This window comes from Microtetraspora fusca, from assembly GCF_001570365.1.
Lineage (GTDB): Bacteria > Actinomycetota > Actinomycetes > Streptosporangiales > Streptosporangiaceae > Microtetraspora > Microtetraspora fusca.
In genome coordinates this window covers 66,333-92,319 of record NZ_BBYK01000052.1, presented here as the reverse complement: position 1 = coordinate 92,319, position 25,987 = coordinate 66,333, and the positions used below count along the sequence as shown (strand labels likewise).

Here is a 25,987-nt window from a genome sequence, read left to right as displayed (position 1 = left end):
GGTCAGGGCAGCGGTTCCAGCATCCGGTGCGGCCCGCGCAGGGCCACGCTCACCGGGTCCTCGCGGGTGAGGTCGGCGCCGGGACCGGGCCATATCTCGACCTCCCCGGCGGGCACGTGCGCCCCGCACACCGAGCAGGTGGCGCCCGCGCCGATCGGCGCGTCGCAGGGGACGTGGCGGAAGACGCGGCGCGGCCCCGCGGCGCTCATGTGCCGTTCGCCCCACTGGGCGAGGGCGAGCACCGGCGGCCATAGCTCCTTCCCCTTGCCGGTCAGGACGTACTCCTCGCGCGGCGGGGACTCCTGATAGCGGCGCCGTTCCATGACCCCCGCGTCCACCAGCGCGGACAGCCGCTGGGAGAGGACCGCCCTCGGGATGTCGAGGTGGGAGAGGAAGTCGCCGTACCGGCGCACGCCGTACAGCGCGTCGCGCACGATGAGCAGCGTCCACCGCTCGCCGAGCAGTTCCAGTGACCGGGCGAGGGAGCAGTCCTGCCCCTCGTAGTTCTTGCCGAGCCCCATCAGCGGCGCCCTCCTTTCACCCCATCCTAGTTCATTCACTGAACTGACCCGTGTTATCGTCACGCCGTCAGTTCAATGGCTGAACCTTGGAGGTCCTGTGCTGGTCGAGACCCCGGCTCCCTTACGGGCCAGGCCGGCGACCCTCGCGGTCGCGTGCGCGGCGCCGCTGCTCGCGCTGGTCAACTACACCGCGCCGATGGTCACGCTGCCGGAGGCCGCCCGCGCGCTCGACGCCGGTCCCACCGGCCCGGTCTGGATGTTGAACGCCGTCACCCTGGGTCTCGCGGTGTCACTCCTCCTCGCCGGAGGGCTCGCCGACGATCACGGCCGCCGGCGCGTCTACGTCATCGGCATGGCGTCGCTCGCGGTGTCGAGCGCGATCGTGGCCCTCGCGGGAGATGTGCCGATGTTCGTGTTCGGCCGCATCGTTCAGGGGGTGGCCAGCGCGGCGCTGCTCGCCGCCAGCCTGGGCGTGGTCGGCGAGGTCGTTCCCCCGGGTCCCGAGCGGGCGCGGGCCACGGGATGGTACGGCGCGATGCTCGGCCTGGGCATCGCGGTCGGCCCCCTGGTGTCGGGCGGGCTCGCCGCGCTGTCGAGCTGGCGCGGCGTGTACTGGCTGACGGCCGCCTGCTCCGTCGTGCTGGCCGTGCTGGCGGCACGTACGCTGCCCGCGCGGACGGAGCCGCGGCCGGGGCGGCGGCTCGACGTGCCCGGCGCCGTCACGCTCACCCTCGGGCTCGCCGCCCTGGTGACCGGCGTGACCGAGGGACGGCTCGGCTGGTCCCGGCCGGTCGTGCTCGCGTCCCTGGCCGCGGCGGCCGTTCTCCTGGCCGCCTTCGCCCTGGTGGAGGTCCGCCGTCCGGAGCCGCTGATCGACATGGGCCTGTTCCAGAGCCCGTCGTTCCTCGTCGCCACCGGCGGCGCGCTCGTCACCGGCATCGCGATCATCGGGTTGATGAGCTATCTGCCGACCGTGCTCCAGTCGGCCCTCGGCATGACGCAGCTCGCCACCGCCGCCGTCTTCGCCGTCTGGTCCGGGACGTCCTTCGTCGCCGCGCTCCTGGCTCCCCGACTGCGGCTCGCCGCCCGTGGCCGGCTCGCGCTCGGCCTGCTGCTCTCCGCCGTCGGCAGCCTCGCCCTGCTCGGCACGACGGCCCATTGGTCGGCGCCGCGGGCGCTCGCCGGGCTCCTGGTCGCGGGGATCGGCAGCGGACTGCTCAACGGGTCCCTCACCCACCTCGCGATCGAAAGCGTGCCGCGGCACCGGGCCAGCATGGGGTCCGGGGCCAACAACACCGCGCGGTACGTGGGCTCCTCGGTGGGCGCGGCGCTGACCGCGGCGGTCATCGCCGGTCAGGGGCTCGCCACGGGCACCGATCTCGTGATCGTGGCGTGCGCGGCGGCCGCCGCTCTCACCGCCGGGCTCGTCCGGTTCGCCGCCTCCTGACCTTCCACGCGGAACGGCCCACGTGGAACGGCCCGGACGGGGTCAGGCGAGAGCCCGGCCGATCTCGCGTACCACGTCCGCCGCGGGACGCTCCTCGGCCAGCCGCCAGGCCGTGCCCGCCCAGAGGTTGACCCCGTCGGGGTCGCCCTGCGCCACCGCGGCGCGGCGGATGGGTGTGGTCAGGTGGTGGACGGCGGGGTAACCGACCGGGGCGTCCGGATGATCGACGATGAACCGGTTGGTCAGGCCGCGCGCGGGCCGTCCCGAGAACGCGGTGGTCACCGTCGTCGAGGTGAACCGGGAGTCGCGCAGCGCGGCCCGGTGGACGGCGTTGGCCCCGCTCTCCGGCGTCAGCAGGAAGGCCGTCCCGAGCTGCACGGCCACGGCGCCCGCCTCCCGCGCGGCCGCGGCCGCCGCCGCGTCGCCGATGCCGCCCGCCGCGATCAGGGGCGTCCGGACGGCCGCGCGGACCGCCGCCAGCAGGTCGAGCAGCCCCGGCTCGGAGCGCCCGTACGGCTTGCGCGCCACGAAGGAGCCCCGGTGCGCGCCCGCCTCCGGCCCCTGGACGCACAGCGCGTCCGCGCCCGCGGCCACGGCGGCCACCGCCTCGCCTGGGTCGGTGACGGTCACCACGACCGTCGTCCCCACCTCGTGGAAGCGGTCCACGAGAGCGAGGCCGGGACATCCGAACGTGAAGCTCACCACCGGCACCGGACTCCGGAGCAGCAGGTCGAGCTTGGCGTCCCAGTCGTCGTCATCGTCGAGCGGGACGTCGGGCAGCTCGACGCCGTACCGCTCCGCCTCCGGCGCGAGCTCGGCGGCGTAGGCCTCCACCACGTCGGGATCGGCCGGCTCGCCGGGGACGAAGAGGTTCACCCCGAACGGCCGATCCGTGGCGGCCCTGACCCGCTCGATCTCGGCGGCGACCGCCTCGCCCGTCTTGTATCCGGCGGCGAGGAATCCCAGCCCTCCGGCCTCGGACACGGCCGCGCACAGCTCGGGCGTGCCCGCCCCGCCCGCCATGGGCGACAGGACGACGGGGTGGGCCAGCGATTCCAGGATGCGATCGAGCATGACGGCAGCCTAACCGCGCCCCCATGGGCGCCCCTCGGCCCGGGTCCGCGGGCTGTCAGAAGGAGTCGGCGCCGTCGTCGTGCCCGGTGCCGGCGAGGACGACGACGGCGCGTTCGAGCAGCTCCCGCAGCAACGCGATCTCGTCAGGCGTGAAGGCGTCCACGAGGCGGCGCTCCACGGCGACGGCCTCGGCGTCGGCCTTGCGCAGCAGCGCCTGCCCGGCCCGGCTCAGCCGGGTGACGAGCACCTGCGCGTGGTCGCTGGAGGGACGGCGCTCGACCAGGCCGCGCGACTCCAGCGTCTTGAGCACGGTGGCCATGCTCTGCGGCGTCACCGAGCACAGCCGGGCCAGCTTCGCCCCGGAGATGCCGGGGGCGAGCGAGAGCGCGTACATCGCGGCGTACTGCGGCACGGTCAGCCCGAACGGGCGCAGCACGCGGCTCTTCTCCGCCATCAGCGCCTGCTCGGCGCGCTTGACGGCACCGCCGGGGCGCCACGCCACCGACTCCGCGATCTTCTTCTCGTCGATTGCCACCCGCGCTCCCCGAACTATCAAAGCCCTGATGTACGCCTGAACCGCACGCCGGGCTGGAGCGGTTCCACCTGGTCGGTCATTCGCTGGGAGCCGTCGTCGCGCTGGCCGCGGCGGGGACGCGACCGGAGCGCGTGCTCTCACTCGTCGCCCATGCCGGGTGGGCCAGGACGGACCCCTGGATGGCCTTCCAGATGGACCTCTGGATCCGCCTGGTGCGCGTCGACAGGGAACTGCTGGCCCGGTTGCTCCAGGTGACCGCCATGGGCGACGACACGCTCCGCGCCCGCGACCTCGCCGACTTCGAGCAGGCCGCGGCCGGGTTCGCCGCCCTCATGGACGGCGCGGAAGCCGGGTTCGTACGGCAGGCCCGCGCCGACATCGACATCGACATCACCGCACTGCTTCCGAAGATCACCGCGCCGACGCTGATCATCTCCAGTGCCCACGACCGGATCGTGCCGCCGCACCACCAGCGCGAACTCGCCGCGTCGATCCCGCGGGCGGATCTCGTGTCGCTCCCCGGCGGTCACGGCCTGCCGTTCGAGAACCCGGACCTCTTCGTGTCCACGATCGTGGACCACCTCGTCGCCGACGGCGTGACGGCGTCAGCGGGGCACGTCTCGGCATGAAGCGGGAGCGGGCCCCGATTGTCCGGGGCCCCGCTCCTCTCACGGTTCCAACGCCGGACGCCGGCACTCATTCGGTGGACACGGCGTTCGGCGTCACCGACGGGAAACCATCACGCCGTGCGCGGGCGGCGGGCGTGTCTGCGGGGAAGTACGCCTCGACCGCGACCTCTTCGAGCGTGATGTCGAAGGCGGCCCCGAACGTGGTGATCGTATTGAAGAAGCTCAGTTCTGCCCTTCGATGCCGGATTCCCGCCCCAGAGACCCATCGCCATTACAAGGCACGTAATGGACGGCGATATCCGAGAAGTGCGAGGGTCCCCGGTATGACAGCAACCAGTGAGACGGAACGCAACAGAAAGCTCGTTCAGGAGGGCTTCGCAGAGTTCGCCAAGGGCAACGTGGACATCCTGCGCACGCTCCTCCGGGAGGACTTCATCGAACACAGTCCGGGCAACCCCTCGGGCCGGGACGCGTTCATCGACCACATCGCGCACGCTCCGGTGGCGGCCGCCAGGTTGGAGCTCAAGCGTGTCCTCGCCGACGGCCCCTACGTGGTCATGCACTACCTCATGCTCCCGCCGGACGACGAACGCGGCACCGCGGTCGTCGATATCTGGCGACTGGAGAACGGACTGATCGCCGAGCACTGGGACGTCGTCCAACCCGTGCCGGACGCCGCCGAGATCCCCAACGGGATGTTCTGAAGGCCGAGCCGGCAGAGCCACAACCAGAAGTGAGGAGCCGGACTCTCCCCAGCTCCCTGACGCCCCCTGCCCGTCATAGCTGTAGATGGATCTGTCAGCGCATACGGATAGAGTCCGCCCGACACGTGCAGGTGAGCTGAAGGAGTTCGGATGGCGAGGACCACTCCACCTCGGCCGGTCGACGTCGCCGCCGTGTTCCCTGAGCTGGTGCCGCTGGCACGGCGGGCAGTTCGCCTGCACCCCCGCCCGGGCCGGCCCACGATCCACGAGAGCTCGATCGGCGGGCCTCTGCTCTGGCCCGCCGACGAGGTCTGGCCCGCTTGCCGCGACGAACATGACCACTGGCAGCCGCCCGCTTCACTTGACGACATCCGCCGGCGCCGCGACCTGCTGGAGGCTGCGTGGCTCCGGCCCCGGCGGCCCCACGAGAACCTGCTCACCCCGGAGCAGCGCGCGTACCTCGACAGGCTCGAAGCAGGGCGTCCTTCGCACAGTGCGCCGAATCCGCTCCTGCCCGTCGCGCAGCTGTACCTCCGCGATGTCCCGGGACTCGCCGGCCCCGAAGGAGCAGACGTCCTCCAAGTACTGTGGTGCCCGCTCGACCACGAAGAGAGCATGCCCACGGCCCGTCTGATCTGGCGAGACTCCTCCGACGTCCACAAGGCGCTCGCTGACCCGCCCGCCCCGCTCGACGTCGACCATTCCGGCGACTACGTGCCGGAGCCATGCGTGCTGCACCCCGAGGTCGTCACCGAGTACCCGGCACCCCACGAGCTTCCCAGCGAACTCGCGAAGCGCCTGCACGCGTGGGGGCGCGCCGAGTGGGCCGAACTGCACGCGGACGATGAGCTGAATCGCGGCAGCGCGTACTACCAGTACGAGCACAGCGTCGCTCCTGGCTGGAAGGTCGGCGGGTGGGGCCCCTGGAGCTTCTGCGACCCGTGGCCCATGAACTGTGACACCTGCGGCTCCGAGTACCGGCCGCTGCTGACCATCAGTTCGAACGAGTGGGACGGAGGCAGCGGCAGCTGGATTCCCCTCGAAGATCGCGACCACACGGGCCCTGTCGGGATCCGGGACCCGTCCAACCCTCCAATGGTGCAGATCGGCCGCGGCTACAACATGCAGATCTATACCTGCCCCGCGTCCTTCGACCACCCGCACCTCGAAATCATGCAGTGAGCCGTTGCCAACCTCGCTCGGCGGCCGGCCGGTTGGCATGGGAGCTCCACCTGCGTGCCTCACGCCGGTCAGGCGAGGGGTGACTCCAGATGTGCCGTGCGGTCCAGCCATGCCGCGGCGGTGGCATCTGGATGGGGGGCGACGTCCCAAACGGGCGGCATGGCCACGTGACGGATCTGACGCCCCCGACCGTCAGAAGTCGTCCGTCGTTCCGATCCCCGGGCCCGAGCGGGCGACAGAACGGTCGGGATTGCTCTCGTGCAGAAGCGAGCGCAGTTCGGCGGTATCGATGATGTGGGCCAGTCTCGGGAAAACGCTGGTCATCAGGGTCTGGTGGGCGTGCGCGTCCGGGTCGGTGACGCCGTCGGAGAGGACGTAGAGCCGGTAGTCGCGGTCGGCGGCGTCAGTGACGGTGGACAGTACGACACCGCTGGTGGTGATGCCGGCGATGACCAGGGTGGTGATTCCGCGATCCCGCAGTTGCCGGTCCAGGTCTGTCGTGGACAGCGCGCCGTAGCGGGTCTTGCGGACGGTGATGTCGCCGGGCTCGGGAGCGAGCTGCTGGTGGAAGTCCGTGGCGGGATCCGCGTGGTGCATGAGGCGCTGCCGGCCGAGCAAGGAGAACGTCTTGTTGGCCGGCGGGATCGCCGCCCAGTCGGCTGCGGTGAAGCCGACTCGCACGTAGGCGATGGCGGCGCCGTGCGCTCGCATGTCGGCGATGGCGCCGGCCACCCGTGACAGCAGCGCTTCCGGGTCTGCCAGGCCAGGGAGCGAGGCCAGGATTCCCTGCTGGTAATCCATGACGAGCAGTGCGGCCGTCCGGGGGTCCAGCGCCGGGGGCGTGACGGTCATTTTCTCTCCTTGGGTGATGAGGGCGCCCTGACACGCGAGGTCGCGTGCCGGGGCCGGCTACACATTGGGCACCTGAGCCACGGTTTGCGCGCCGCGACCCCACCGGCCGCGGCGAAGGCCGTCGCGCTCATCTCCGAGCTCTACGCGGAGGGGCGAACCGCTCCGATAGGGCGGCGCAGCGCGATCGCGGTGACGGCCGTGGCGATCCGTCAGGCGCGACTCGGTGCCGGCTCCGGCTCGGCGAGGGGCGCCGCGGCGCGTCGGGGGAGCATCAGCGGGGTCGCCAGCAGGAGCACGCCGGCCAGGCCGATGGCCGTGCGCGGGCCGAGCAGGCCGCCCAGCACGCCCCATGCGGCCGTCAGGAGCGCGGTCGAGGCCTTGGTCGTCACCGACCAGGCAGACAGCGTGCGGGTGACCCGCTCGGTCGCGGTGCGCTCGAGGCGGTAGGTGGCGTAAACAGGGTTGAAGATCGCGCAGCAGAAGATCAGCCCGAGTTCGACGCCCATCACCAGCAGCAGCCCTCCGGTCCCCGGCCCCACGAAGGCCAGCCCGACGGGCCAGATCACGCGCAGCACCCCGGCCACGACCAGGACCCGGTGCTGCCCGAACCGGGTGACGAGCGGGCGGGCCAGCCGCGAACCGAGCAGCCCGCCGATCGCGGGCACGGCGAAGGCGAGGCCGTACTGCCACGGTGCGAACCCGAGTCGGCCGAGCATCAGGACGGCCAGCAGCGCGTCGGTGGCCATCACCAGGCCGTTGAACAAGGCGGTGTTGAAGAACAGCGGACGCAGCGTCGCGTCGGCAAGGATGTATCGCCACCCCTCGAACAGGTCCCCGGCCCGCATGCGCGCGGCCTCCCGGCGCTCGGGCCGCGGCTCCTGACCGCCCGTCGCGCGGATGCCCAGGGCCGAGAGCAGGTAGCTGACCGCGTCGGCCACCACCGTCGCCACCGGACCGAGGATCCCGATCGCGGCCCCGCCCAGCGGCGGCCCGATGATCGTGGTCGTCCAGGTCGTGGACTCGAATCGGGCGTTGGCGACGAGCAGGTCCTCGGCCGGCAGCAGCGTCTTCAAGTAGGCGCCGGAGGCGGCGCGGAAGGTGATGTCGGCGGCCGCGACGACGACCGACACCAGAAGGAGCTGGACGAAGGAGAGCACGCCGAGCGCGAACGCGGCGGGGATCGTCAGCAGCGCCGCGAACCGCACCAGGTCCATCCCGATCAGCACCGGCCGCTTGCGGCGGAACTCCACCCACGGGCCCAGCGGCACCGCCACGGCGGCGCCCGCCAACGCCCCCACGGAGGACAACGCCGCGACCTCCGCCGGCCCGGCGTGCAGCACCTGGATCGCGATCAACGGGAACGCGCCGAAGGCGAGCCACGTGCCGAGCGCGCTGGTCCCGTACGCTCCCCAGAGCCACCCGAACTGCCGCCCCAACCGGTGCCCGTTCGTCATGTCCGACGCTCCCCGTCACTCGCACAACCGATCCGCGATCGGAAGCATCAAAGCGAGCACCATGCCTGGGGATCAAACAACCGCAAGGCCGCCCGATCACAACCAATGGTTGTATCCATAGGGTGTCCGCATGGACCTCGACACCGTCCGGACCTTCGTCGCCGCCGCCGACGCGGGGCAGTTCCAGGAGGCCGCCGCCGAGCTGGCGGTCACCCAGCAGGCCGTCTCCAAGCGCATCGCCGCGCTGGAGCGCCACGTCGGCGTGCGGCTGTTCACCCGCACGCCGCGAGGCGCCGAGCTCACCATCGACGGGCAGGCGTTCCTGCCCCACGCCCGGGAACTGCTGCGCGTCGCCGAGCGCGCGGTCGCGTCCGTGCGCACCGGCCACCGTCCGCTGCGTGTCGACATGCTCACCTCGCGCAGCGCGGCGTCGGGTCTGATGCGCGGCTTCCACCGCGCGCACCCCGAGATCGACCTCGACGTGGTGATGCTGTTCGATATCGAGAAGGCCGTCGCCGCCATTCGGTCCGGTGCGATCGACGCGTCCTTCCGCGCCGTCGCCATGCCCGGCCGGCCCCTTCCTGAGGACATCGCGTCAGTCCGGGTGCTCGACGAGCCGCTCCAGCTCCTCGTCGGCCCCGCCCACGCGCTGGCGTCCGCCCGGTCGGTGACCGTCGCTCAGCTCGCGGGGCACCGGATCTGGATGCCCGGCCTCGTCCCCGGAACCGAGTGGACCGCCTACTACGACGATCTCGTCGCCGAGTTCGGCCTCACCATCGAGGCGACCGGCCCCAACTTCGGCTCCGACGCGCTCCTCGACACCATCGCCGACACCCCGACCCTGGCCACCTTCATGGGCGGGCAGACCCGCCTCGTCTGGCCCGCCGGCCACGGCCTGCGCCGCATCCCGGTGACCGACCCCATGCCCGTCTACCCGCACTCGCTCCTGTGGCACCGCGACAACCCCCACCCCGCGCTGGCCACCCTCCGCGCCCACCTCGCCGCCACGGCGGCCGGACACGGCGCGGCCGGGACCTGGGTGCCGGACTGGGCGATCCCGCGCTGAACGCCGCCGCCTCGGCGGCCGGCCCCTTATGGTGTCGTCTTCGGCGGGCAGAACTCCGCCTGGAGCACGTCCGTGAAGATGCCGATTGGGTCGTCCCAGGGGCCGTTGGCCCAGTCGCCGTTGACGTCGATGACGACCATGTGCTCGCCGTCGCGGGTGCCGTAGGTGTAGGACCACGAGCCGAAGATGGCGCCGCCCATGCCCCACACCGTGGCGCCGCACGGAAGCGTGACCGAGGAGATGCCCAGCCCGTACGTCGTGTCGGGGATCCAGTTCTTGGTCGGGACCGTGGTGAACATCCGCTCGTGTTGAGCGGGTGGGAGGAGCCGGCCGCCCAGGAGTGCGCCGAAGAACCGGTGGAGGTCTCCGGTCGTGGAGATCATGCCGCCCGCCGCCCAGAACATCGATGACTCCAGCTCGGTCGCGTCATGGATCTCGGCGTCCGGAGCGGGGTTCATCAGCTTCGTGTAGTGCCGCGGGTGCGGTCCCTGGATCGTCGGGTCGGCGCCGCTCGGCAGGTACGTCCCGTCCAGGCCGAGCGGCCGGGTGATCCGCCGGGCGATCTCGTCGGCCAGCGCCTGGCCGGTCACCCGTTCGACGATCATGCCGGCGAGGATGTAGTTGGTGTTGCTGTAGCCCCAGTCTGCGCCCGCTTCGAAGGCGGGCGGATGAGCCATGGCGATGTCCACGAGCAGTTCCGGGGTGTGCTTCTCGTAGCGGTTCACCATTGGGGGGTCCTCTGTGTAGTTGAAGATCCCGCTGGTGTGGTTCAGCAACCGCCGGATGCTGATCTTCCCGCCCTGGTGACCGTGGCCGTGGACCCTTCCCGGCAGCCATTCGTCCACGGTGTCGTCAAGGCTCAGCCTGCGCTCGGCCACGAGCTGCAGGATCACCGTGGCCACGAACGTCTTGGTGGCGCTCCCGATACGGAACCGCTCTTGCGGGGTGCGTTCGCGCCCGGTGTCGGTGTCGGCCACTCCCGCCGTGCCGAACCACCGCCCGCGGTCGTTGCGGACCTCGATGACGATGCCGGGAACGCCGCCTTCACCGACCGCCCGGTCGAGCAGCCGCTGAAGGACGTCACGGTCGGCGCCCATGGCCGGCGAGGCCGTCGCGGCGGTTTGGGGGCGTGGCTGTGTCATGTCGACTCCTTACGGTGGCTTGAGAGGTGAGGAACGCTACGTTCCCTTTCCTAGATCGTCAATCTGAATGCTTGGGCCGTTAGGCCGCTGACCAGCGGTTTCTCGCAAAGAAAATTGCAATGGCCTGTGCCCGATTGCAACGATCTGGCGGCCGGCCGTTGCAATGCGGTGGCCGCGAATGCATACTGCGCGAATGCCGGGAAGCAGGCTGAGCGAACAGGACCGTCGTCGCATCGCGTCGTGGCTGGCGGAAGGGCTCGGCTACGCCGAGATCGCCAGGCGGCTGGGCAGGCCGACCTCTACCGTCAGCCGGGAGGTGGCTCGCAACAGCGGATCCGGAGGCTACCGGGCGGACCACGCCCAGCAGGCCACTGAGCGGCGTGCCCGCCGGCGCGGACCGGCAGTGCGACCGCGAGCCCCTGCTGCCGCGAACGCCTACAGGCGTAACCCTGAGGCGGTCCGCGCTTTTGCGGAGGATTTCGCGGCGCTGATGGTGCAGATCGGGCTTCCCCGAATCGCCGCGCGGGTGCTCGCGCACCTCGTCACGACCGATTCCGGTGCCCTGACCTCCGCCGACCTGGTCCGGCAGCTGCAGGTCAGCCCGGCGTCGGTGTCCAAGGCGATCGGCTACCTCGTAGGCCTGGACGTCGTCCGACGCGAGCGCGCCCCCCGGCGACGCCGCGAAATGTACGTCGTCGGGGGCGATCTCTGGCTCCGGGCGTGGACGGCGAGCGCCCGCAAGAACGTCCTGTGGGCCGACACCGCCCGACGGGGAGTCGCGATCTTCGGCGCCACCACGCCGGCGGGAGCCCGGCTGAATGAGATGGCCCGGTTCTTCGCGCGTCTCAGCGCCAATATGGTCGGCGGCCCCGGCCGAGCCGCCGTCAGCGACATGCTGACCGTGCTCGCCGCACTCGTGCACGCCGGCGAGCCGCTCACAGTCGCGCAGCTCTCCACCGCGCTGGGATGGCATCCGGACCGCGTCACCAGCGCCCTGCGCGGCGCCGAACGGCATCCGGAGGTCTGCGACCCGGTCACCGTACGGGCGGTCGAGTCCGGCACCTACTCCATCACCGCCGGAGGCCACCGGCTCACCACGGCACAGCGCGAAGCGCTCGGCGGACATCGGCAGCGGCGATCCGCGGCGCCCATCGACGAGGGCCGGCCCGATGAAGTTCACCGCTGTCAGCCGGTGGGCGATTCAGTGCCGGCGGCCGAGGCGCCGGCCGGGTCGTGAGCACCAGCCGGTCGTCCGCCCGTCAGCTCAGGGACGTGCGGCGGGAACAGGGCGCCGGCACCCCGGAAACAAGTCGAGGGGGACCCGGAACATCTCCGGATCCCCCTCGTCACCAGCAACGATGCCCGCCGCCGTTCAGGTCGAGTGTTGCTTCGGCTGCAACTTCGCCCAATATCAGCTGCAGCCGCTGGTGCTGCCGCAGCCCTCGCAGACGTAGCAGCTTCCGGCCGGGCGCATCTTCGTGCCGCAGGTCATGCAGAGCGGCGCGTCCGCCGTACGGCCCTGGTGGCTCTCCAGGGAGTCGGAGGAGGAGTGCTTCGGCTCGGAGCGCGCCACCTCCGCGCGCTTCTGCTCGATCGGCGCGGACTGGGCCAGCGCCGCCGTGTCCACGACCTCGTGCAGCGCGGCCGGGTCCTCGCCGCGCGCCTGCGCGGCCCGCTCGGCGGCGGAGAAGATGCCGAGCGCGGCCCGGTCCTCGTACGGCAGGTAGTCGAGCGCCAGCCGCCGGAAGATGTAGTCCATGACGGACTGGGCCATCCGGACGTCCGGGTCGTCGGTCATGCCGGCCGGCTCGAACCGCATGTTGACGAACTTCTGGACGTAGGTGTCCAGCGGAACGCCGTACTGCAGGCCGATCGAGATGGCGACGGAGAAGGCGTCCATGACGCCCGCGAGGGTCGAGCCCTGCTTGGACATCTTGAGGAAGACCTCGCCGAGACCGTCGTCGGGGTAGGACGACGCGGTCATGTAGCCCTTGGCTCCGCCCACGGTGAACCGCGTGGTGATGCTCGGCCGCTGGTTCGGCAGGCGCCGCCGGGTGGGCCGGGGCACCTCGATGACCTGGACCTCGGGGGCGGCCTCCTCCGAGGCGGTCTCGGAGGTCTTCTTCGCCGCCGAGAGCGGCTGGCCCACCTTGCAGTTGTCCCGGTAGACGGCCAGGGCCTTCAGGCCGAGCTTCCAGCCCTCCAGGTAGACCTGCTCGATGTCGTCCGCCGTGGCCGACTCGGGCAGGTTGACCGTCTTGGAGATCGCGCCGGACAGGAACGGCTGGACGGCGGCCATCATCCGGACGTGGCCCATCGGGGCGATGGCCCGCTCGCCCATCGCGCAGTCGAACACCTCGTAGTGCTCGGCGCGCAGGCCGGGGGCGTCCACGACGTGACCGTGCTCGGCGATGTACTCGACGATCGCCTCGACCTGCTCCTCCTGGTAGCCGAGCCGCCGCAGCGCCCGCGGGATGGTCTGGTTGACGATCTGCATGGAGCCGCCGCCGACCAGCTTCTTGAACTTGACCAGGGCGAGGTCGGGCTCGATGCCGGTGGTGTCGCAGTCCATCATCAGGCCGATGGTGCCGGTGGGCGCGAGCAGCGACGCCTGGGCGTTGCGGTAGCCGTTCTTCTCGCCCAGCCGGAGGCACTCCTGCCACTGGCGGGTCGCCTCGGTGTGGATCTTCTTGTCCATCGCGTCGACCGTGCGCAGGTCGTCGTTGGCGCTCGCGTGCTTGCGCATGACGCGCTTGTGCGGCTCCGCGTTGCGCTCGTAGCCGTCGTACGGGCCGACGATCGCGGCGAGCTCGGCCGAGCGCCGGTAGGAGACTCCGGTCATCAGCGAGGTGATCGCCGCGGCGATCGCCCGGCCGCCCTCGGAGTCGTACGCGTGGCCGGTGGCCATCAGCAGCGCGCCCAGGTTGGCGTAGCCGATGCCGAGCTGCCGGTACGCCCGGGTGGTCTCACCGATCTTCTCGGTCGGGAAGTCGGCGAAGGTGATCGAGACGTCCATCGCCGTGATGATCAGCTCGGTCAGCTTGACGAAGCTGTCCACGTCGAACGTGTCGTCGTCGCGCAGGAACTTCAGCAGGTTGATCGACGCGAGGTTGCAGGAGGAGTTGTCCAGGTGGAGGTACTCCGAGCAGGGGTTGCTGGCCGTGATGCGCCCGGTCTCGGGGCAGGTGTGCCAGTCGTTGATCGTGTCGTCGTACTGCAGGCCGGGGTCGGCGCACTCCCAGGCGGCCTGGGCCATCCTGCGGAACAGCGACCGGGCGTCGACCTTCTCGATGATCTCGCCGGTCAGCCGCGCGCGCAGACCGAAGTCGCCGCCGTTCTCGACCGCGCGCATGAACTCGTCCGAGACGCGGACGGAGTTGTTGGCGTTCTGGTACTGCACGGACACGATGTCCTTGCCGCCGAGGTCCATGTCGAACCCGGCGTCCCGCAGCGCGCGGATCTTGTCCTCCTCGCGCGCCTTGGTGTCGATGAACTCCTCGATGTCGGGGTGGTCGACGTCGAGGACGACCATCTTGGCCGCCCGGCGGGTGGCGCCGCCGGACTTGATGGTGCCCGCCGAGGCGTCGGCGCCGCGCATGAACGACACCGGCCCGCTGGCCGTGCCACCGCTGGAGAGCAGCTCCTTGCTGGACCGGATGCGGGAGAGGTTGATCCCGGAGCCGGAGCCGCCCTTGAAGATGACGCCCTCTTCCTTGTACCACTCCAGGATGGACTCCATCTGGTCGTCCACGGCCAGGATGAAGCACGCGCTCACCTGCTGCGGCGAGGCGGTTCCCACGTTGAACCACACGGGCGAGTTGAAGCTGAAGATCTGGTGGACCAGAGCGTGCTTCAGCTCGTGGTCGAAGATCTCGGCGTCCTCGTCCGTGGCGAAGTAGCCGTTCTCGACGCCGGTCTTGGTGTAGACGTCCACGACGCGGTCGACCAGCTGCCGCAGGCTCGACTCGCGCTGCGGCGTGCCGACGGCGCCGCGGAAGTACTTGCTGGTGACGATGTTGGCGGCGTTGACCGACCAGAACTCGGGGAACTCCACACCGCGCTGCTCGAAGTTGATCGAGCCGTCGCGCCAGTTCGTCATGACGACGTCGCGGCGCTCCCAGGCGACCGTGTCGTACGGATGGACCCCCGGGGTGGTGAAGACGCGCTTCATCTTGAGACCCTTACGCGGCCGCTTGCCACCGCGTCCCCCGGTGCCCGTCTCGGTGCCGTTCACGATCTCCGTCATGAATTCCCCCTTCCGGGGCCCGGTGGGAGCCCCTCGCATCCGATCACGTGTCTGTTTGATCACCCTGAGTGACGATGGCCGACGTGGGCGGCCCCGCCACCTTCCGCCGCTACTGCTGGACGGCGGCGCGCGCGGCTCTGAGCTGCTCGATCTCGGCCTCGAAGTCGGCGAGCGTCTCGAACCCCCGATAGACGGAGGCGAAACGCAGGTAGGCGACCTCGTCCAGCTCGCGCAGCGGCCCCAGGATGGCCAGACCCACCTCGTGCGAGGCGATCTCGGCGCATCCGGTGGCCCTGATGCTCTCCTCCACAAGCTGCCCGAGCTGGGCGAGAGAATCCTCGCCGACCGGACGCCCCTGACAGGCCCGTCGCACTCCGGCGACGACCTTGTCCCGCGAGAACGGCTCGGTCACCCCGCTGCGCTTGCTGACCATGAGGAGGACGGTCTCCTGCGTGGTGAACCTGCGCCCGCATTCGGAGCAGGTACGCCGGCGGCGGATGGCCGCCCCGTCCTCGGTCGAGCGGCTGTCGACGACCCGCGTGTCCGGGTGACGGCAGAACGGGCAGTGCACGTCATCGCCTCCCTGGAAACGCTTACGCCCACCTCACGAAAGCGTCGTGAAGCGGTCACGGAAACACAAGCTGTGGTGAAGTACATCTCTGTAACTACTAGATGTTGTGGTCCAACCGTAGAAGTGCCCGACCTTGAACGCAAGTCGGCGAACCCCTGCCGAGCGAAGTGGCTGTTCAACCAGCGGAACCCTCTGGAATCCCGGGCGTGTCGCCTACCCCAACGACATCGCGCGGGCACCCTACAAGAAGATCGGCGAAATCTCGGCAATATCGAACACGGTGTCGATCGAACTCCCGTACGATGGCGGTACAACTGTGCAGGTGACGGCGATTCACATCGAATCGAACAATTGTTTGAAGATGATCTTCGATCGGGGTACCGTCGCTCTGTGCGACATGAAGAACACGGATTGGGAGGTGGTTTGGTGAGCGGGCAGGATGAGAGCGTCAACGACCTGGCGGTGCGCAGGCGGGACTCCCTTGGTCTCACCCCCAGGCAGCGCAAGATCCTCGAGGTGATCCGCGACTCGGTGCAACAGCGCGGATATCCGCCGTCGATGCGCGAGATCGGCGAGGCGGTCCAGCTGACCAGCACCTCGAGCGTGTCGCATCAGCTCACCGCCTTGCAGCGCAAGGGCTACCTGCGCCGTGACCCGCACCGGCCCCGCGCCCTGGAGGTCCGGCTGCCGGGCGAGCCGGTGCTGTGGGTCGATCCGGACGCCGCCGAGGTTGAGCCGAGCTTCAGCCGCCCGACCGCCGCGTACGTGCCGCTTGTCGGCCGCATCGCGGCCGGAGGCCCGATCCTGGCCGAGCAGAGCATCGAGGACGTCTTCGCGCTGCCCAAGCAGCTCGTCGGCGAGGGCACGCTGTTCCTCCTCCAGGTCAGCGGCGACTCGATGATCGACCTGGCGATCGCCGACGGCGACTGGGTCGTGGTGCGCCAGCAGCCGGTCGCGGACAACGGCGACGTTGTGGCCGCCATGATCGACGGCGAGGCCACGGTCAAGACCTTCAAGCGCAAGGACGGCCACGTCTGGCTCGTTCCGCACAACGCCAACTACGAGCCGATCCCGGGCGACGAGGCGACCGTCCTGGGCAAGGTCACCGCCGTCCTGCGCAAGCTGTAGTCCGGTTCGTCCGCGCGTCGCTCCGCGGTGACCCGGGTCACCGCGGAGCACCAGCGTGAACGGCCGGCCAGCGGACAATGCCGGTGATTGCCGCAAATAGGCTTACTGGTGTGACGCGCAACCTTGACCAGCTCACCCTTGAGGCGGCGTCCCGCCGTGACGGCCTCAAGTGGTCGGAGACCGCACCCGGTGTGATCCCCTCCTGGGTCGCCGACATGGACTTCCCCGTTCCGGAGCCGGTGCGCGAGGCGCTGGTGCGCCGGGTCGAGACCGACCTCGGCTACCCCTCCTGGATCGACCAGCCCTCCGTCGCTCCCCTCGCCGAGGCGTTCGCCGAGCGCATGGAGACCCGGTACGGCTTCCGCCTCGACCCCGGCCACGTCCGCTCGTACAGCGACGTCAACCAGGCGCTCCAGGTCCTGCTGCACCTGACCACCCGGCCCGGTGACACCGTCGCCCTGCACACCCCGGCCTACCATCCGTTCCTGGACACGATCACGCAGATGGGCCGGCGGCTGCTTCCCATCCCGATGGTGCCGGACGGCGAAGGCTGGCGGTTCGAGGTCCCGGACGAGCGGGCCGACGTGCTGCTCGTGGTCAACCCGCACAACCCGACCGGCCGGGTGTTCACCGCGGAGGAGCTCGCCGCCCTCGCCGCGTACGCCGAGCGGCACGACGCCCTCGTCGTCTCCGACGAGATCCACGCCGACCTGACGTACGCGCCGCGGACCCACATCTCGTTCGGCACGATCCTCCCCGACCGCACGGTCACGCTCACGTCCGCGACGAAGGCGTTCAACATGGGCGGCATCCGCTGCTGCGTCGCCCACCTCGGCTCCGCGGCCGTACGGGAGGCGGTGGACACGCAGCCCGCCCACATCTACGGCGCGCCGAACCTGCTCGGCGTCGAGGCCACCGTGGCCGCCTGGCGGCACGGCGACGACTGGCTGGCCGAGGTGCTCGCGATCCTCGACCGCAACCGCCGCCTGATCGCCAAGCGGCTCCCGCCCCGGGTCGGCTACCGGATCCCCGAGGCCACCTATCTGGGGTGGCTCGACCTCGGCTTCCTCGACGAGGATCCGGCGGCGTTCCTGGAGCGGGAGGCGCGGGTGCGGTTGAACCCCGGGCCGCTGTTCGGCCCGGGGGGCGAGGGCTACGCGCGGCTCAATTTCGGCACCTCGGAGCCGATCCTGGAGGAGATGCTCAGCCGCATCTCCGCCGCGCTGTCCTGACCGGCCGCCCTGCGGGGGCGGCGCTCAGGACGCGGTGCAGGTGACCGACGCCGGGCCGCCGTTGGCGCCGGACCAGGACGCGCTGAAGCCGAACGTCGTCGAGGCGTTCACCGCCAGGGCGCCGTTCCAGTTCAGGTTGGTCACCGTGACCGAGGAGCCGTTCACGGCGAGCGTGCCGTTCCAGAGCTGGCTGATCGTCTGGCCGTTCGGGAAGGTCCACTTCACCGTCCATCCGGACATCGCCGCCGTCCCGGTGTTCTTGACCGCGACCTCACCCTGGAAGCCGTCGCTCCACGAGTTGGTCACCGAGTAGGTCGCTGTACATGCCTTCCCTCCAGACGGAGGGGCCGAGGGCGAGACGGAAGGGGACACGGACGGCGAGGCCGAGGGAGACGGCGTGCCGCCACCCGTGGGCGGGATCAGGTACGGCTGGAGGATGCTCTGCTTGGCCTGGTCGACGGTGGTCCAGTCGTCCTTGAGGATGCCGCCCGTGTCGCCCGAGTTGGGGTTCCACGACCAGTACGTGAACGACATGCCATTGACGCCGCTCCCGAGGTACTTCATCAGCTCCTGGAGCCAGACCTTGTCGACGTTGCTCGCCAGCGTGGTGCCGAACTCGCCCACCATGATCGGGGCGATGTTCTGCTTGTACAGGTAGCCCCAGTACCGGTCCCAGATGGCGGGCATGTTGGCGGGGTAGGACGGGTCGTCGAACCATGCTTGGTGATACACCGAGGTGGCGTACTCGTGAGGTGAGTAGACCAGGCGGTTCGGCACGTTGAGCCGCACCGGGTAGTCCTTGGCCTTGCTGAGGTTGCCGCCCCACCAGCCGCAGTCCTCGTCGTTGCTCGGGTCGTTGTCCCAGACGTTGGACAGGCCCCCGCTCGGGCAGCTCACGCCCTCGACGAAGATCAGCCAGTTGGGCTGGACGGCGAGGACGGCGTTGCCGGCCCGCTCGGCCGCCAGCCGCCAGTCGCGGTTCACGTCGCCGCATCCCCAGCACGCGCCGGTGGCCGCGGGGTTGGTGCCCTCGGCGTGCGGCTCGTTGTGCAGGTCCGCGCCGATGACGGTCGTGTTGCCCGCGTAGTGCTGGGCGAGCGCCTTCCAGTCGGCGATCCAGGTCGCCTCCGAGACCGTGGAGGTGTACCAGAGCGGTGACTGGCCCGCACTGGTCGGCCGGTGCCGGTCCAGGATGATCCGCATCCCCTTGGCGCCCGCGTAGTCCACGACCTTGTCGAGGATCTGCATCGGGGACAGCCCGACCAGGTCGGGGTTGGTGTAGGTGTTGACGCTCGTGGCGACGGCGCCCGGCTTGACGGCGTCGTCGGACCACGGGACCCGGATGGTGTTGTAGCCGAGGCTCGCCATCAGGTCGAGCTGGCTCTTCCACGGGTTGCCGGACCACAGGCCGTGGAAGGTCTTGTTGTCGGTCTCCATGCCGAACCAGTTGATGCCGGTCAGCCGGACGGTCGCCCCCGTGCTGTCCACGATCTTGTTGCCGCTGGTGTGCAGGTATCCGGTCCCGGTGCCCGCCGCCTGCGCCGGCGATCCGGTCGCGACGAGTACGGCCGCCGCCATCGCGGCGACAGTGGCCAGCCCGCCGAGAATACGTCTGGACAAGACGTGCCTCCCATCCCGGAGGCGCGGCTGACGTGAGCCGGATGGTCAGGCGCACGCTCCAGGACCACCGCTCACGCGGTGGGTGGTCGTGGCATGCCCTGACCGCACGCCTAACAATGTGTGATTTATGGCTCGGCCGCCATTGTGTCGATCTGATCGGTGAGCGTCAATGCCGGGTCACGGTGTCCAGCTCCCCGTCGAGCGCCGGTTTCCAGGCGAACGCCGCGGGCACGCCCTCGGCCGGCCTGAGCGTGGCCCGGGACACGGAGCGGCCCTCGCTTGAGCCGGCGGGGCCGTCACCGGACACCTGCGCCGTCGCGCCGGTGAGGCCGTCTCCGGCCCCGCCGCACGCCGTCACGGCGAGCCCGGCCCCCAGGAGCAGCGCCCCGAGCCATCTCATGATCGAGACTTTACTCAGGGTGCCGCCGGGGCATCAGGGGACGATGTTGACCAGCTTCGGCTCGCGGACGATCACCTTGCGCGGGGCGCCGTCCAGGTACGGCCGGACCTTCTCGCTGGCCAGCGCCAGCGCCTCCAGCTCGGCGGCGGAGATCTCCGGCGACACCTCGAGGCGGTCGCGGACCTTGCCCGCGACCTGGACCACGCAGGTGACCGACTCGCGCACCAGCAGCGCCGGGTCGGCGACCGGCCAGCCGGCCCGCGCCACCGACGGGGCGTGGCCGAGCCGCTCCCAGCCCTCCTCCGCCGTGTACGGCGCGACCAGCGACAGCATGACGGCCAGCGTCTCGGCGGCCTCGCGGACGGCGGGGTCGCCGGCGCCCGGGCCGGAGTCGATGGCCTTGCGCGCCGCCGACGTCAGCTCCATCATGCGGGCCACCGCCACGTTGAAGCGGTGGACGTCCACCAGCTTGGTGACCTCGTCGATGGTCCGGTGGGTGGCCTTGCGCAGCTCCAGGTCGCCCGCGGCGACGTCGGCGCCCGGCGCGGAGGCCGCGCCCGCCTCGGCCATCACGCGGAAGGCGCGGGCCAGGAACTTCTGCGAGGCGGCGGGCGAGACGTCGGCCCAGTCGATGTCGTCCTCCGGCGGGCCGGCGAAGACCATGGTCAGCCGGACCGCGTCCACGCCGAACGCGTCGATCTGCTGGCCGAGGTCGACGCCGTTGCCCAGCGACTTGGACATGGCCTTGCCCTGGTTGATGACCTGGCCCTGGTTCAGCAGCCGCAGGAACGGCTCGGTGAAGGTCAGCATGCCCATGTCGAACAGGACCTTGGTGAAGAACCGCGAGTACAGCAGGTGCAGCACGGCGTGCTCCACGCCGCCGACGTACTGGTCGATCGGGCCCCAGCGGCGGACCCGGCCCGGGTCGAACGGACCGTCCTCGTACCCCGGGGAGCAGTAGCGCAGGAAGTACCACGAGGAGTCGACGAAGGTGTCCATCGTGTCGGTGTCCCGCTTGGCGGCGCCGCCGCACTTGGGGCACTCCACGTTGACCCAGTCGGTGGCCGCGGCCAGCGGCGAGACGCCCTTGGGCTTCAGGTCGGCGCCGCGCAGGTCGGGCAGCGTGACGGGGAGCTGGTCGTCGGGGACCGGGACCTCGCCGCAGTCGGGACAGTGGATGATCGGGATCGGGGTGCCCCAGAAGCGCTGCCGGGACAGCAGCCAGTCGCGCAGCCGGAAGTTGACCGTCGCGCGCCCGGTGCCCCGCTCCGCCAGGATCTCGATGATCCGCGCGATCGCCTCGGCCTTGGTCAGGCCGTCCAGGGGCCCGGAGTTGACCAGCGTGCCCTCACCCGGGGTGGCGACGCCGGTCTCGCCCGGGTCGGCCATGCCGGTGTGGACGACGACCTTGACCGGCAGCCCGAACTTCAGCGCGAAGTCCAGGTCGCGCTGGTCATGGGCGGGGACCGCCATGATGGCGCCGTGGCCGTAGTCGGACAGGACGTAGTCGGCCGCCCAGACCGGGATCCGCTCGCCGTTCACCGGGTTGATCGCGTGAACGCCCAGGAAGACGCCGGTCTTCTCCTTCTCGGTGGACAGGCGCTCGATGTCGGACAGCTTGGCCACCTCGGCGCGGTAGGCCTCCAGCGCCTCGCGCCGGTCGGGGGCCACGATCTCCTCCGCCAGCGCGGCGTCGGCCGCGACCACGAAGAACGTCGCGCCGAACAGCGTGTCGGGGCGGGTGGTGTAGACGGTGACCGGCTCGTCCCTGCCCTCGATGCGGAACTGGACGTCGGCGCCGGTGGAGCGGCCGATCCAGTTGCGCTGCATGGTGAGCACCCGCTCGGGCCAGCCGCCCTCCAGCAGGGTCATGTCGTCCAGCAGCCGGTCGGCGTAGTCGGTGATCTTGAAGTACCACTGCGTCAGCTCGCGGCGGACCACGTCCGAACCGCAGCGCTCGCACTTGCCGGCCACGACCTGCTCGTTGGCCAGCACCGTCTGGTCCGTCGGGCACCAGTTGACCAGGCCGCCCTTGCGGTAGGCCAGGCCGCGCTCATAGAAGCGGTTGAACAGCCACTGGTTCCAGCGGTAGTAGTCCTCGTCGCTCGTGTGCAGCCGCCGCGACCAGTCGAAGGAGATGGCGTAGCGCTTGAAGGAGTTCGCCTGGGTCTCGATGTTGGCGTAGGTCCACTCGGCGGGGTGGGCGTCGCGCTTGATCGCCGCGTTCTCCGCGGGCAGGCCGAAGGAGTCCCACCCGATGGGGTGCAGGACGTTGTAGCCCTTCTGGAACCAGTAGCGCGCGACGACATCGCCGATGGCGAACACCTCGCCGTGGCCCATGTGCAGGTCGCCCGACGGGTACGGGAACATGTCGAGCATGTAGCGGCGCGGCCTGGTGTCCGCCTTGTCCTCCTCCGCCGCGAAGGGGTTCAGCTCCTCCCACCGCTGCAGCCATTTGGCCTGCAGCGCCTGCGGGTCGTACACCAGCTCGTCCACGTCAACTCCCGAAGGGATGCTTTCCTTAAAGGCACGGTGAGGGCGCCTGCTCACAACAAAGCCCCCCGCTTCGCACGAGGGGCAGCCGCATCGAGGGAGAATCAGCCCAGTCGATGCGGCCAAGCAAGCAGGGTCGCGGCGCGCATATACCAAGGGTAGCGCAGACGGCAAGAGCGTCGCTTCAGGATCTATCCGGACGGCATCGCATCTGGACGGAGATACGGCAAGGTGATAGATCCGCTGTGACCGTCTATGTCCTTTTAGTTTACTCTCTTCGCTGTGGTGAACTCAGTCCAGCCGGGTTCGGGCCCGGAATTCCCGCAGACGGATCTTCCGATGCAGGACCCGCCGACCGACCCGACGGGCGAGCAATTCCGCGGAGCATTCTCGGGTTTCCATACGGCGTCGCCAGGTTCGCATGAGATCATGCCAGGCGCACCCAATTCGGGCATGATCACGGGAGGTACCGTGCCCTCGGAGCACAGCGAGTCGCAGCGGACGCCGGCGTGGCCGGAGGTCCCGCCCGCGTGGCCCGAGGTCCCTCCGGGCTCGTCGTTCACGCCGTCCGCGCGGTCGTTCGAGGCGGCCGAACACGCCGCGGATCCGTCGCGGCACACCGGACAGTACCCACCAATGGGCCCCTCAGGGAACCCCTCTTATGGTGGAGAGGCGCGCGACGCGTACCTTCCCCCGGCGGCCTCCTACGGCGACACCCGCGCCGACGACCCGTACGGCATGCCGCAGTCGTCGCAGCACGCGACCGGTCCCAACCCCTTCCTCCCGCCGCCGCCGGCCTCGTACGGGAGCGACCCGCTGGGCGTGCGCCCCGAACCCGCGCGTCAGGACGCGTGGTCCGAGCAATCGCGCCAAGACGTGTGGGAGACGCCCCGGCGGGAGCACGCGCGACAGGACAGCATGTGGCCGGAGCCCGCCCGCCAGGACTCGGCCTGGAGCGAGCCGGCCCGCCAGGACAACGGCAGGCGGCCGGAGCCGATGTGGCCCGACCCCCTTCCCACGGACTCCTCCCGCCCCGACCCGCTGGCGCCCGACCCGATGCGCCCGGACCCGCTGGGCGTGCGGCAGGACCGTCCCGACCCGTTGCGCGACGACCCGCTCGGCATCCGCCAGGACCCTCTGCGCTCCGGCCCCTCTGCGGACCGGCCCGATCCGCTGGCGCCCGACCCGATGCGTCCGGATCCGCTGGCGCCCGACCCGATGCGCCCGGATCCGCTGGGCGTGCGGCAGGACCGTCCGGACCCGCTGCGCGACGACCGCTTGGCCTTCGGCGGGGCCGCGGCCGCCGACGCCACGATGTCCCTGCCCACCCCGTCGGCGCCCGCGCCGGACTCGACGATGTCGATGCCCGCGCCCACCGCGCCCCCGCAGGCGGCCCCCGGCGGTCCGCCGCCCGCCGGGCATCCCGCCCCGCAGCAGCACCCCGGCTTCCCCCCAGCCGCCGGCCCGCACGGCCAAGCGCCCCAGGGGGGCATGGAGCGCGCCGACGACCCGTACCGGCCGTTCGTCACGGCCGGCCAGATCAGCGGCCCGAAGACCCCTCCGGCGCACCGCCAGGAGGAGCTGTGGAACACCGTCTTCGGCCCCGAGGGTGAGCGCGACCCGAACGACGATTACTACGAGGACGAGAACAGGCGGCCGATCTGGCTGTTCGCGCTGCTCGGCACGGTGGTCATCGCGCTGGTCGCCGCGCTGGTGTGGGCGTTCGTCTCCGGCCCGCTGAGCGGCGACTCCCCGGACGACACGACGCCGTCCAGCAAGCCGTCCGCCAAGCAGTCGGCGCCGGTCGCCGCCAAGCCGCAGTCGCTCCCCGCCCTGCCGACGTACAAGGGCACGCCGTCTCCGGTGGCCGGGACGGTCACCGACTCCGAGGGCAAGATCACGCTGCCCAAGTTCGGCGGCCCCTGGACGCTCGACCAGCGCAGCCAGCACATCCACGACACGTACGGCTTCGCCACCCGCCAGTACGTGGCGGCCGGGATGACGCCCGGGGGCAAGCCGCAGTTCGCCCAGGTGATGACCGGGCCGCTGGAGAAGTCGCTCGCCGCGAAGTACACCGCCGGGGACGACCTCGGCCCGGTGATCAACTCGGTGATGCTCCAGGCCCGGCAGAGGCTCTTCGACAAGGACAACAAGGTCTCCAAGGCCGCCCAGCAGCGGGTGTCGCGGGGCGGCATGACCGGTCAGCTCGTGGCGTACACGGTGAAGTCGGGCGCCGAGCAGACCACCGCGGTCGTCGCGGCCCTGGACGCGGGCGGCGAGCTGCCCACGATCGTCTACATGCAGGTGCCCAAGCAGAAGAACGAGCTGCTGCCCGACATCAACACGGTCTTCAAGCGGATCCGCCCGGTCGGCTAGCCGACCGGGGCACCCACGTCAGAACGTGCAGGTCATGTGCTTGGTGCCGTTGATGAAGCTGGAGAAGAGCAGCTCCGGCTCGCCCACCTCGATCCCCGGCACCCGTGTGAGCAGCTCGCGGAACATCACGCTGATCTCCCGCCGGGCCAGGTGAGCGCCGAGGCAGAAGTGCGGGCCCGGCCCGCCGAAGCCCAGGTGCGGGTTGGGATCGCGGAGGATGTCGAAGCGGAGCGGGTCGGTGAACACCGACTCGTCCCGGTTCGCCGACCAGTAGTAGAGGACGACCTTCTCGCCCTTCCGGTACAGCGTGCCGTTCATCTCGTGGTCGCGGGTGACCTTGCGGCGCATGTAGTTGACCGGTGAGGCGAGCCGTACGATCTCCTCGACCGCGCCCGGCGTGCGCGCGGCGAGGTCGTCGGTCCACAGCCTGCGCTGCTCGGGGTGGAGCGTGAGCAGGCGCATGCCGTACGAGATGGCGTTGCGGGTGGTCTCGTTGCCGGCCACGACGAGCAGGATGAAGAACGAGCCGAGCTCCTGCGCGGTCAGCCGCTCACCGTCGATGTTGGCGTTGACGAGCGCCGAGGTGAGATCGTCGGTGGGGTTGTCGGCGCGGTGGGCGGCGAGCTCCTGCACGAGCTGCTGCAGGTCCATCCCGGCGGAGAGCAGCGCGGTGGCGATGGCCTCCTGGTCGGCGACGTACTCTGGGTCGCCGGCCCCGAGGATGATGTTGGACCGGTCGAAGACGAACCCGTAGTCCCGCTCGGCGATGCCCATCATGTCGCAGATGATCTTCAAGGGGAGGCGGGCGGCCACCTCGGTGACGAAGTCGCACCCCGGCCCGGTCTCCAGCAGGTCGTCGACGATGCCTGCGGCCGCCGCCTCGACGTCGGCCTCGAACTGCTTGATCATCCGCGGCGTGAACGCCCGCGAGACGATCCGGCGCAGCCGGGCGTGCCGCGGGTCGTCCATATTGATCATCGAGCCGAAGTACTCGGCGAACTCGGCGGGCATGTCGATGATGTTCGTCGAGCCGCCGTCACCGGAGCAGAAGATCTCGGGGTTCCGGCTCACCTCGACGATGTCGGCGTGCCGGGCGAGGGCGTAGTAGCCGGGGCCGACGGTCGCGAACGGCGACTCGGGCTCGGCGAAGAACGCGGGCGTCTCCAGGCCGCGGAGCAACGCGAAGGCGCGCTCGCGCTCCTCCATGGGCCGGGCCCAGAAGTCCCAGTCGGTCAGATTGACGTCGGCCGCCGACCTGATCGGCGTGCGTTCCACGGGCTGAGAAGTCATGGGCGGACTCCCGGGTCGGCGATGA

General features: G+C 70.6%; 21 protein-coding genes. 9 read left to right on the top strand and 12 right to left on the bottom strand.

Going from position 1 to position 25,987, the window contains the following annotated elements; genetic code table 11:
• Window positions 1-2 precede the first annotated feature (2 nt).
• Window positions 3-521 carry a winged helix-turn-helix transcriptional regulator gene (locus AWQ68_RS22085; protein ID WP_066943150.1) on the bottom strand — a complete coding sequence of 173 codons (519 nt, stop codon included), beginning with the start codon at window positions 519-521 and terminating at the stop codon, window positions 3-5.
• A gap of 97 nt (window positions 522-618) precedes the next feature.
• On the opposite strand from AWQ68_RS22085, the gene AWQ68_RS22080 reads away from it, so the two are divergent.
• Window positions 619-1,968 (top strand): MFS transporter, encoded by a 1,350-nt coding sequence (locus AWQ68_RS22080; protein ID WP_066943148.1) that lies wholly within the window; start codon window positions 619-621, stop codon window positions 1,966-1,968.
• Window positions 1,969-2,010: 42 nt separating this feature from the next.
• Here AWQ68_RS22080 and AWQ68_RS22075 read toward each other — a convergent pair whose 3' ends face one another.
• Together AWQ68_RS22075 and AWQ68_RS22070 are read right to left on the bottom strand one after the other, a co-directional pair.
• Window positions 2,011-3,042: a nitronate monooxygenase gene (locus AWQ68_RS22075; protein WP_066943146.1), complete on the bottom strand. Its 1,032-nt coding sequence runs from the start codon at window positions 3,040-3,042 to the stop codon at window positions 2,011-2,013.
• Window positions 3,043-3,097: 55 nt separating this feature from the next.
• Window positions 3,098-3,577, bottom strand: coding sequence for a MarR family winged helix-turn-helix transcriptional regulator (locus AWQ68_RS22070; RefSeq protein WP_245656033.1), 480 nt, complete (start codon window positions 3,575-3,577; stop codon window positions 3,098-3,100).
• 53 nt (window positions 3,578-3,630) lie between these two features.
• On the opposite strand from AWQ68_RS22070, the gene AWQ68_RS22065 reads away from it, so the two are divergent.
• From AWQ68_RS22065 to AWQ68_RS22055, 3 genes are all read left to right on the top strand, one after another.
• Window positions 3,631-4,206 carry an alpha/beta fold hydrolase gene (locus tag AWQ68_RS22065; RefSeq protein ID WP_084464279.1) on the top strand — a complete coding sequence of 192 codons (576 nt, stop codon included), beginning with the start codon at window positions 3,631-3,633 and terminating at the stop codon, window positions 4,204-4,206.
• A gap of 323 nt (window positions 4,207-4,529) precedes the next feature.
• The gene (locus AWQ68_RS43625; RefSeq protein ID WP_066943144.1) at window positions 4,530-4,910 is read left to right on the top strand and encodes a nuclear transport factor 2 family protein; all 381 of its coding nucleotides are present in this window, start codon (window positions 4,530-4,532) and stop codon (window positions 4,908-4,910) included.
• Between the two features lie 150 nt (window positions 4,911-5,060).
• Window positions 5,061-6,092 carry a hypothetical protein gene (locus AWQ68_RS22055; protein ID WP_066943142.1) on the top strand — a complete coding sequence of 344 codons (1,032 nt, stop codon included), beginning with the start codon at window positions 5,061-5,063 and terminating at the stop codon, window positions 6,090-6,092.
• Window positions 6,093-6,284: 192 nt separating this feature from the next.
• Here the strand turns inward: AWQ68_RS22055 and AWQ68_RS22050 are convergent, their stop codons facing one another.
• Together AWQ68_RS22050 and AWQ68_RS22045 are read right to left on the bottom strand one after the other, a co-directional pair.
• Window positions 6,285-6,944, bottom strand: coding sequence for a cysteine hydrolase family protein (locus tag AWQ68_RS22050; RefSeq protein WP_066943140.1), 660 nt, complete (start codon window positions 6,942-6,944; stop codon window positions 6,285-6,287).
• A 209-nt stretch (window positions 6,945-7,153) separates the two neighbouring features.
• Complete coding sequence (locus tag AWQ68_RS22045) at window positions 7,154-8,398, bottom strand: MFS transporter (RefSeq protein ID WP_066943138.1); 1,245 nt, start codon at window positions 8,396-8,398, stop codon at window positions 7,154-7,156.
• 130 nt (window positions 8,399-8,528) lie between these two features.
• Here AWQ68_RS22045 and AWQ68_RS22040 point away from each other — a divergent pair, with 130 nt between their 5' ends.
• Entirely contained in the window at window positions 8,529-9,464 is a 936-nt protein-coding gene (locus tag AWQ68_RS22040) for a LysR family transcriptional regulator (RefSeq protein WP_066943136.1), read from the top strand.
• A gap of 26 nt (window positions 9,465-9,490) precedes the next feature.
• On the opposite strand, the gene AWQ68_RS22035 is transcribed toward AWQ68_RS22040, so the two are convergent.
• Entirely contained in the window at window positions 9,491-10,606 is a 1,116-nt protein-coding gene (locus AWQ68_RS22035) for a serine hydrolase domain-containing protein (RefSeq protein WP_084464277.1), read from the bottom strand.
• 193 nt (window positions 10,607-10,799) lie between these two features.
• On the opposite strand from AWQ68_RS22035, the gene AWQ68_RS22030 reads away from it, so the two are divergent.
• Entirely contained in the window at window positions 10,800-11,843 is a 1,044-nt protein-coding gene (locus AWQ68_RS22030) for a helix-turn-helix domain-containing protein (protein WP_084464276.1), read from the top strand.
• 174 nt (window positions 11,844-12,017) lie between these two features.
• Here AWQ68_RS22030 and AWQ68_RS22025 read toward each other — a convergent pair whose 3' ends face one another.
• Both AWQ68_RS22025 and nrdR read right to left on the bottom strand, forming a co-directional pair.
• On the bottom strand, window positions 12,018-14,852 hold the full coding sequence (locus AWQ68_RS22025) for a vitamin B12-dependent ribonucleotide reductase (protein ID WP_066943132.1): 2,835 nt from the start codon (window positions 14,850-14,852) through the stop codon (window positions 12,018-12,020).
• Between the two features lie 109 nt (window positions 14,853-14,961).
• Window positions 14,962-15,423, bottom strand: a complete 462-nt coding sequence (nrdR, locus tag AWQ68_RS22020) for a transcriptional regulator NrdR (protein ID WP_066943130.1) — start codon at window positions 15,421-15,423, stop codon at window positions 14,962-14,964.
• A 426-nt stretch (window positions 15,424-15,849) separates the two neighbouring features.
• Between nrdR and lexA the strand changes: the two genes are divergently transcribed.
• Together lexA and AWQ68_RS22010 are read left to right on the top strand one after the other, a co-directional pair.
• Window positions 15,850-16,551, top strand: coding sequence for a transcriptional repressor LexA (lexA, locus tag AWQ68_RS22015; RefSeq protein ID WP_066943128.1), 702 nt, complete (start codon window positions 15,850-15,852; stop codon window positions 16,549-16,551).
• Window positions 16,552-16,661: 110 nt separating this feature from the next.
• Entirely contained in the window at window positions 16,662-17,783 is a 1,122-nt protein-coding gene (locus AWQ68_RS22010) for a MalY/PatB family protein (RefSeq protein ID WP_218006970.1), read from the top strand.
• A gap of 24 nt (window positions 17,784-17,807) precedes the next feature.
• On the opposite strand, the gene AWQ68_RS45140 is transcribed toward AWQ68_RS22010, so the two are convergent.
• The 3 genes from AWQ68_RS45140 to leuS all read right to left on the bottom strand — a co-directional run bounded on the left by AWQ68_RS45140 (window position 17,808) and on the right by leuS (window position 22,299).
• On the bottom strand, window positions 17,808-19,403 hold the full coding sequence (locus AWQ68_RS45140) for a cellulase family glycosylhydrolase (protein ID WP_245656032.1): 1,596 nt from the start codon (window positions 19,401-19,403) through the stop codon (window positions 17,808-17,810).
• 166 nt (window positions 19,404-19,569) lie between these two features.
• The gene (locus AWQ68_RS22000) at window positions 19,570-19,803 is read right to left on the bottom strand and encodes a hypothetical protein (protein WP_066943122.1); all 234 of its coding nucleotides are present in this window, start codon (window positions 19,801-19,803) and stop codon (window positions 19,570-19,572) included.
• Between the two features lie 33 nt (window positions 19,804-19,836).
• Window positions 19,837-22,299 carry a leucine--tRNA ligase gene (gene leuS, locus AWQ68_RS21995; RefSeq protein ID WP_157545567.1) on the bottom strand — a complete coding sequence of 821 codons (2,463 nt, stop codon included), beginning with the start codon at window positions 22,297-22,299 and terminating at the stop codon, window positions 19,837-19,839.
• 450 nt (window positions 22,300-22,749) lie between these two features.
• On the opposite strand from leuS, the gene AWQ68_RS21990 reads away from it, so the two are divergent.
• Window positions 22,750-24,672 carry a hypothetical protein gene (locus AWQ68_RS21990; protein ID WP_066943121.1) on the top strand — a complete coding sequence of 641 codons (1,923 nt, stop codon included), beginning with the start codon at window positions 22,750-22,752 and terminating at the stop codon, window positions 24,670-24,672.
• A gap of 18 nt (window positions 24,673-24,690) precedes the next feature.
• Here AWQ68_RS21990 and AWQ68_RS21985 read toward each other — a convergent pair whose 3' ends face one another.
• Complete coding sequence (locus tag AWQ68_RS21985; RefSeq protein WP_066943120.1) at window positions 24,691-25,962, bottom strand: cytochrome P450; 1,272 nt, start codon at window positions 25,960-25,962, stop codon at window positions 24,691-24,693.
• Window positions 25,963-25,987 lie beyond the last annotated feature (25 nt).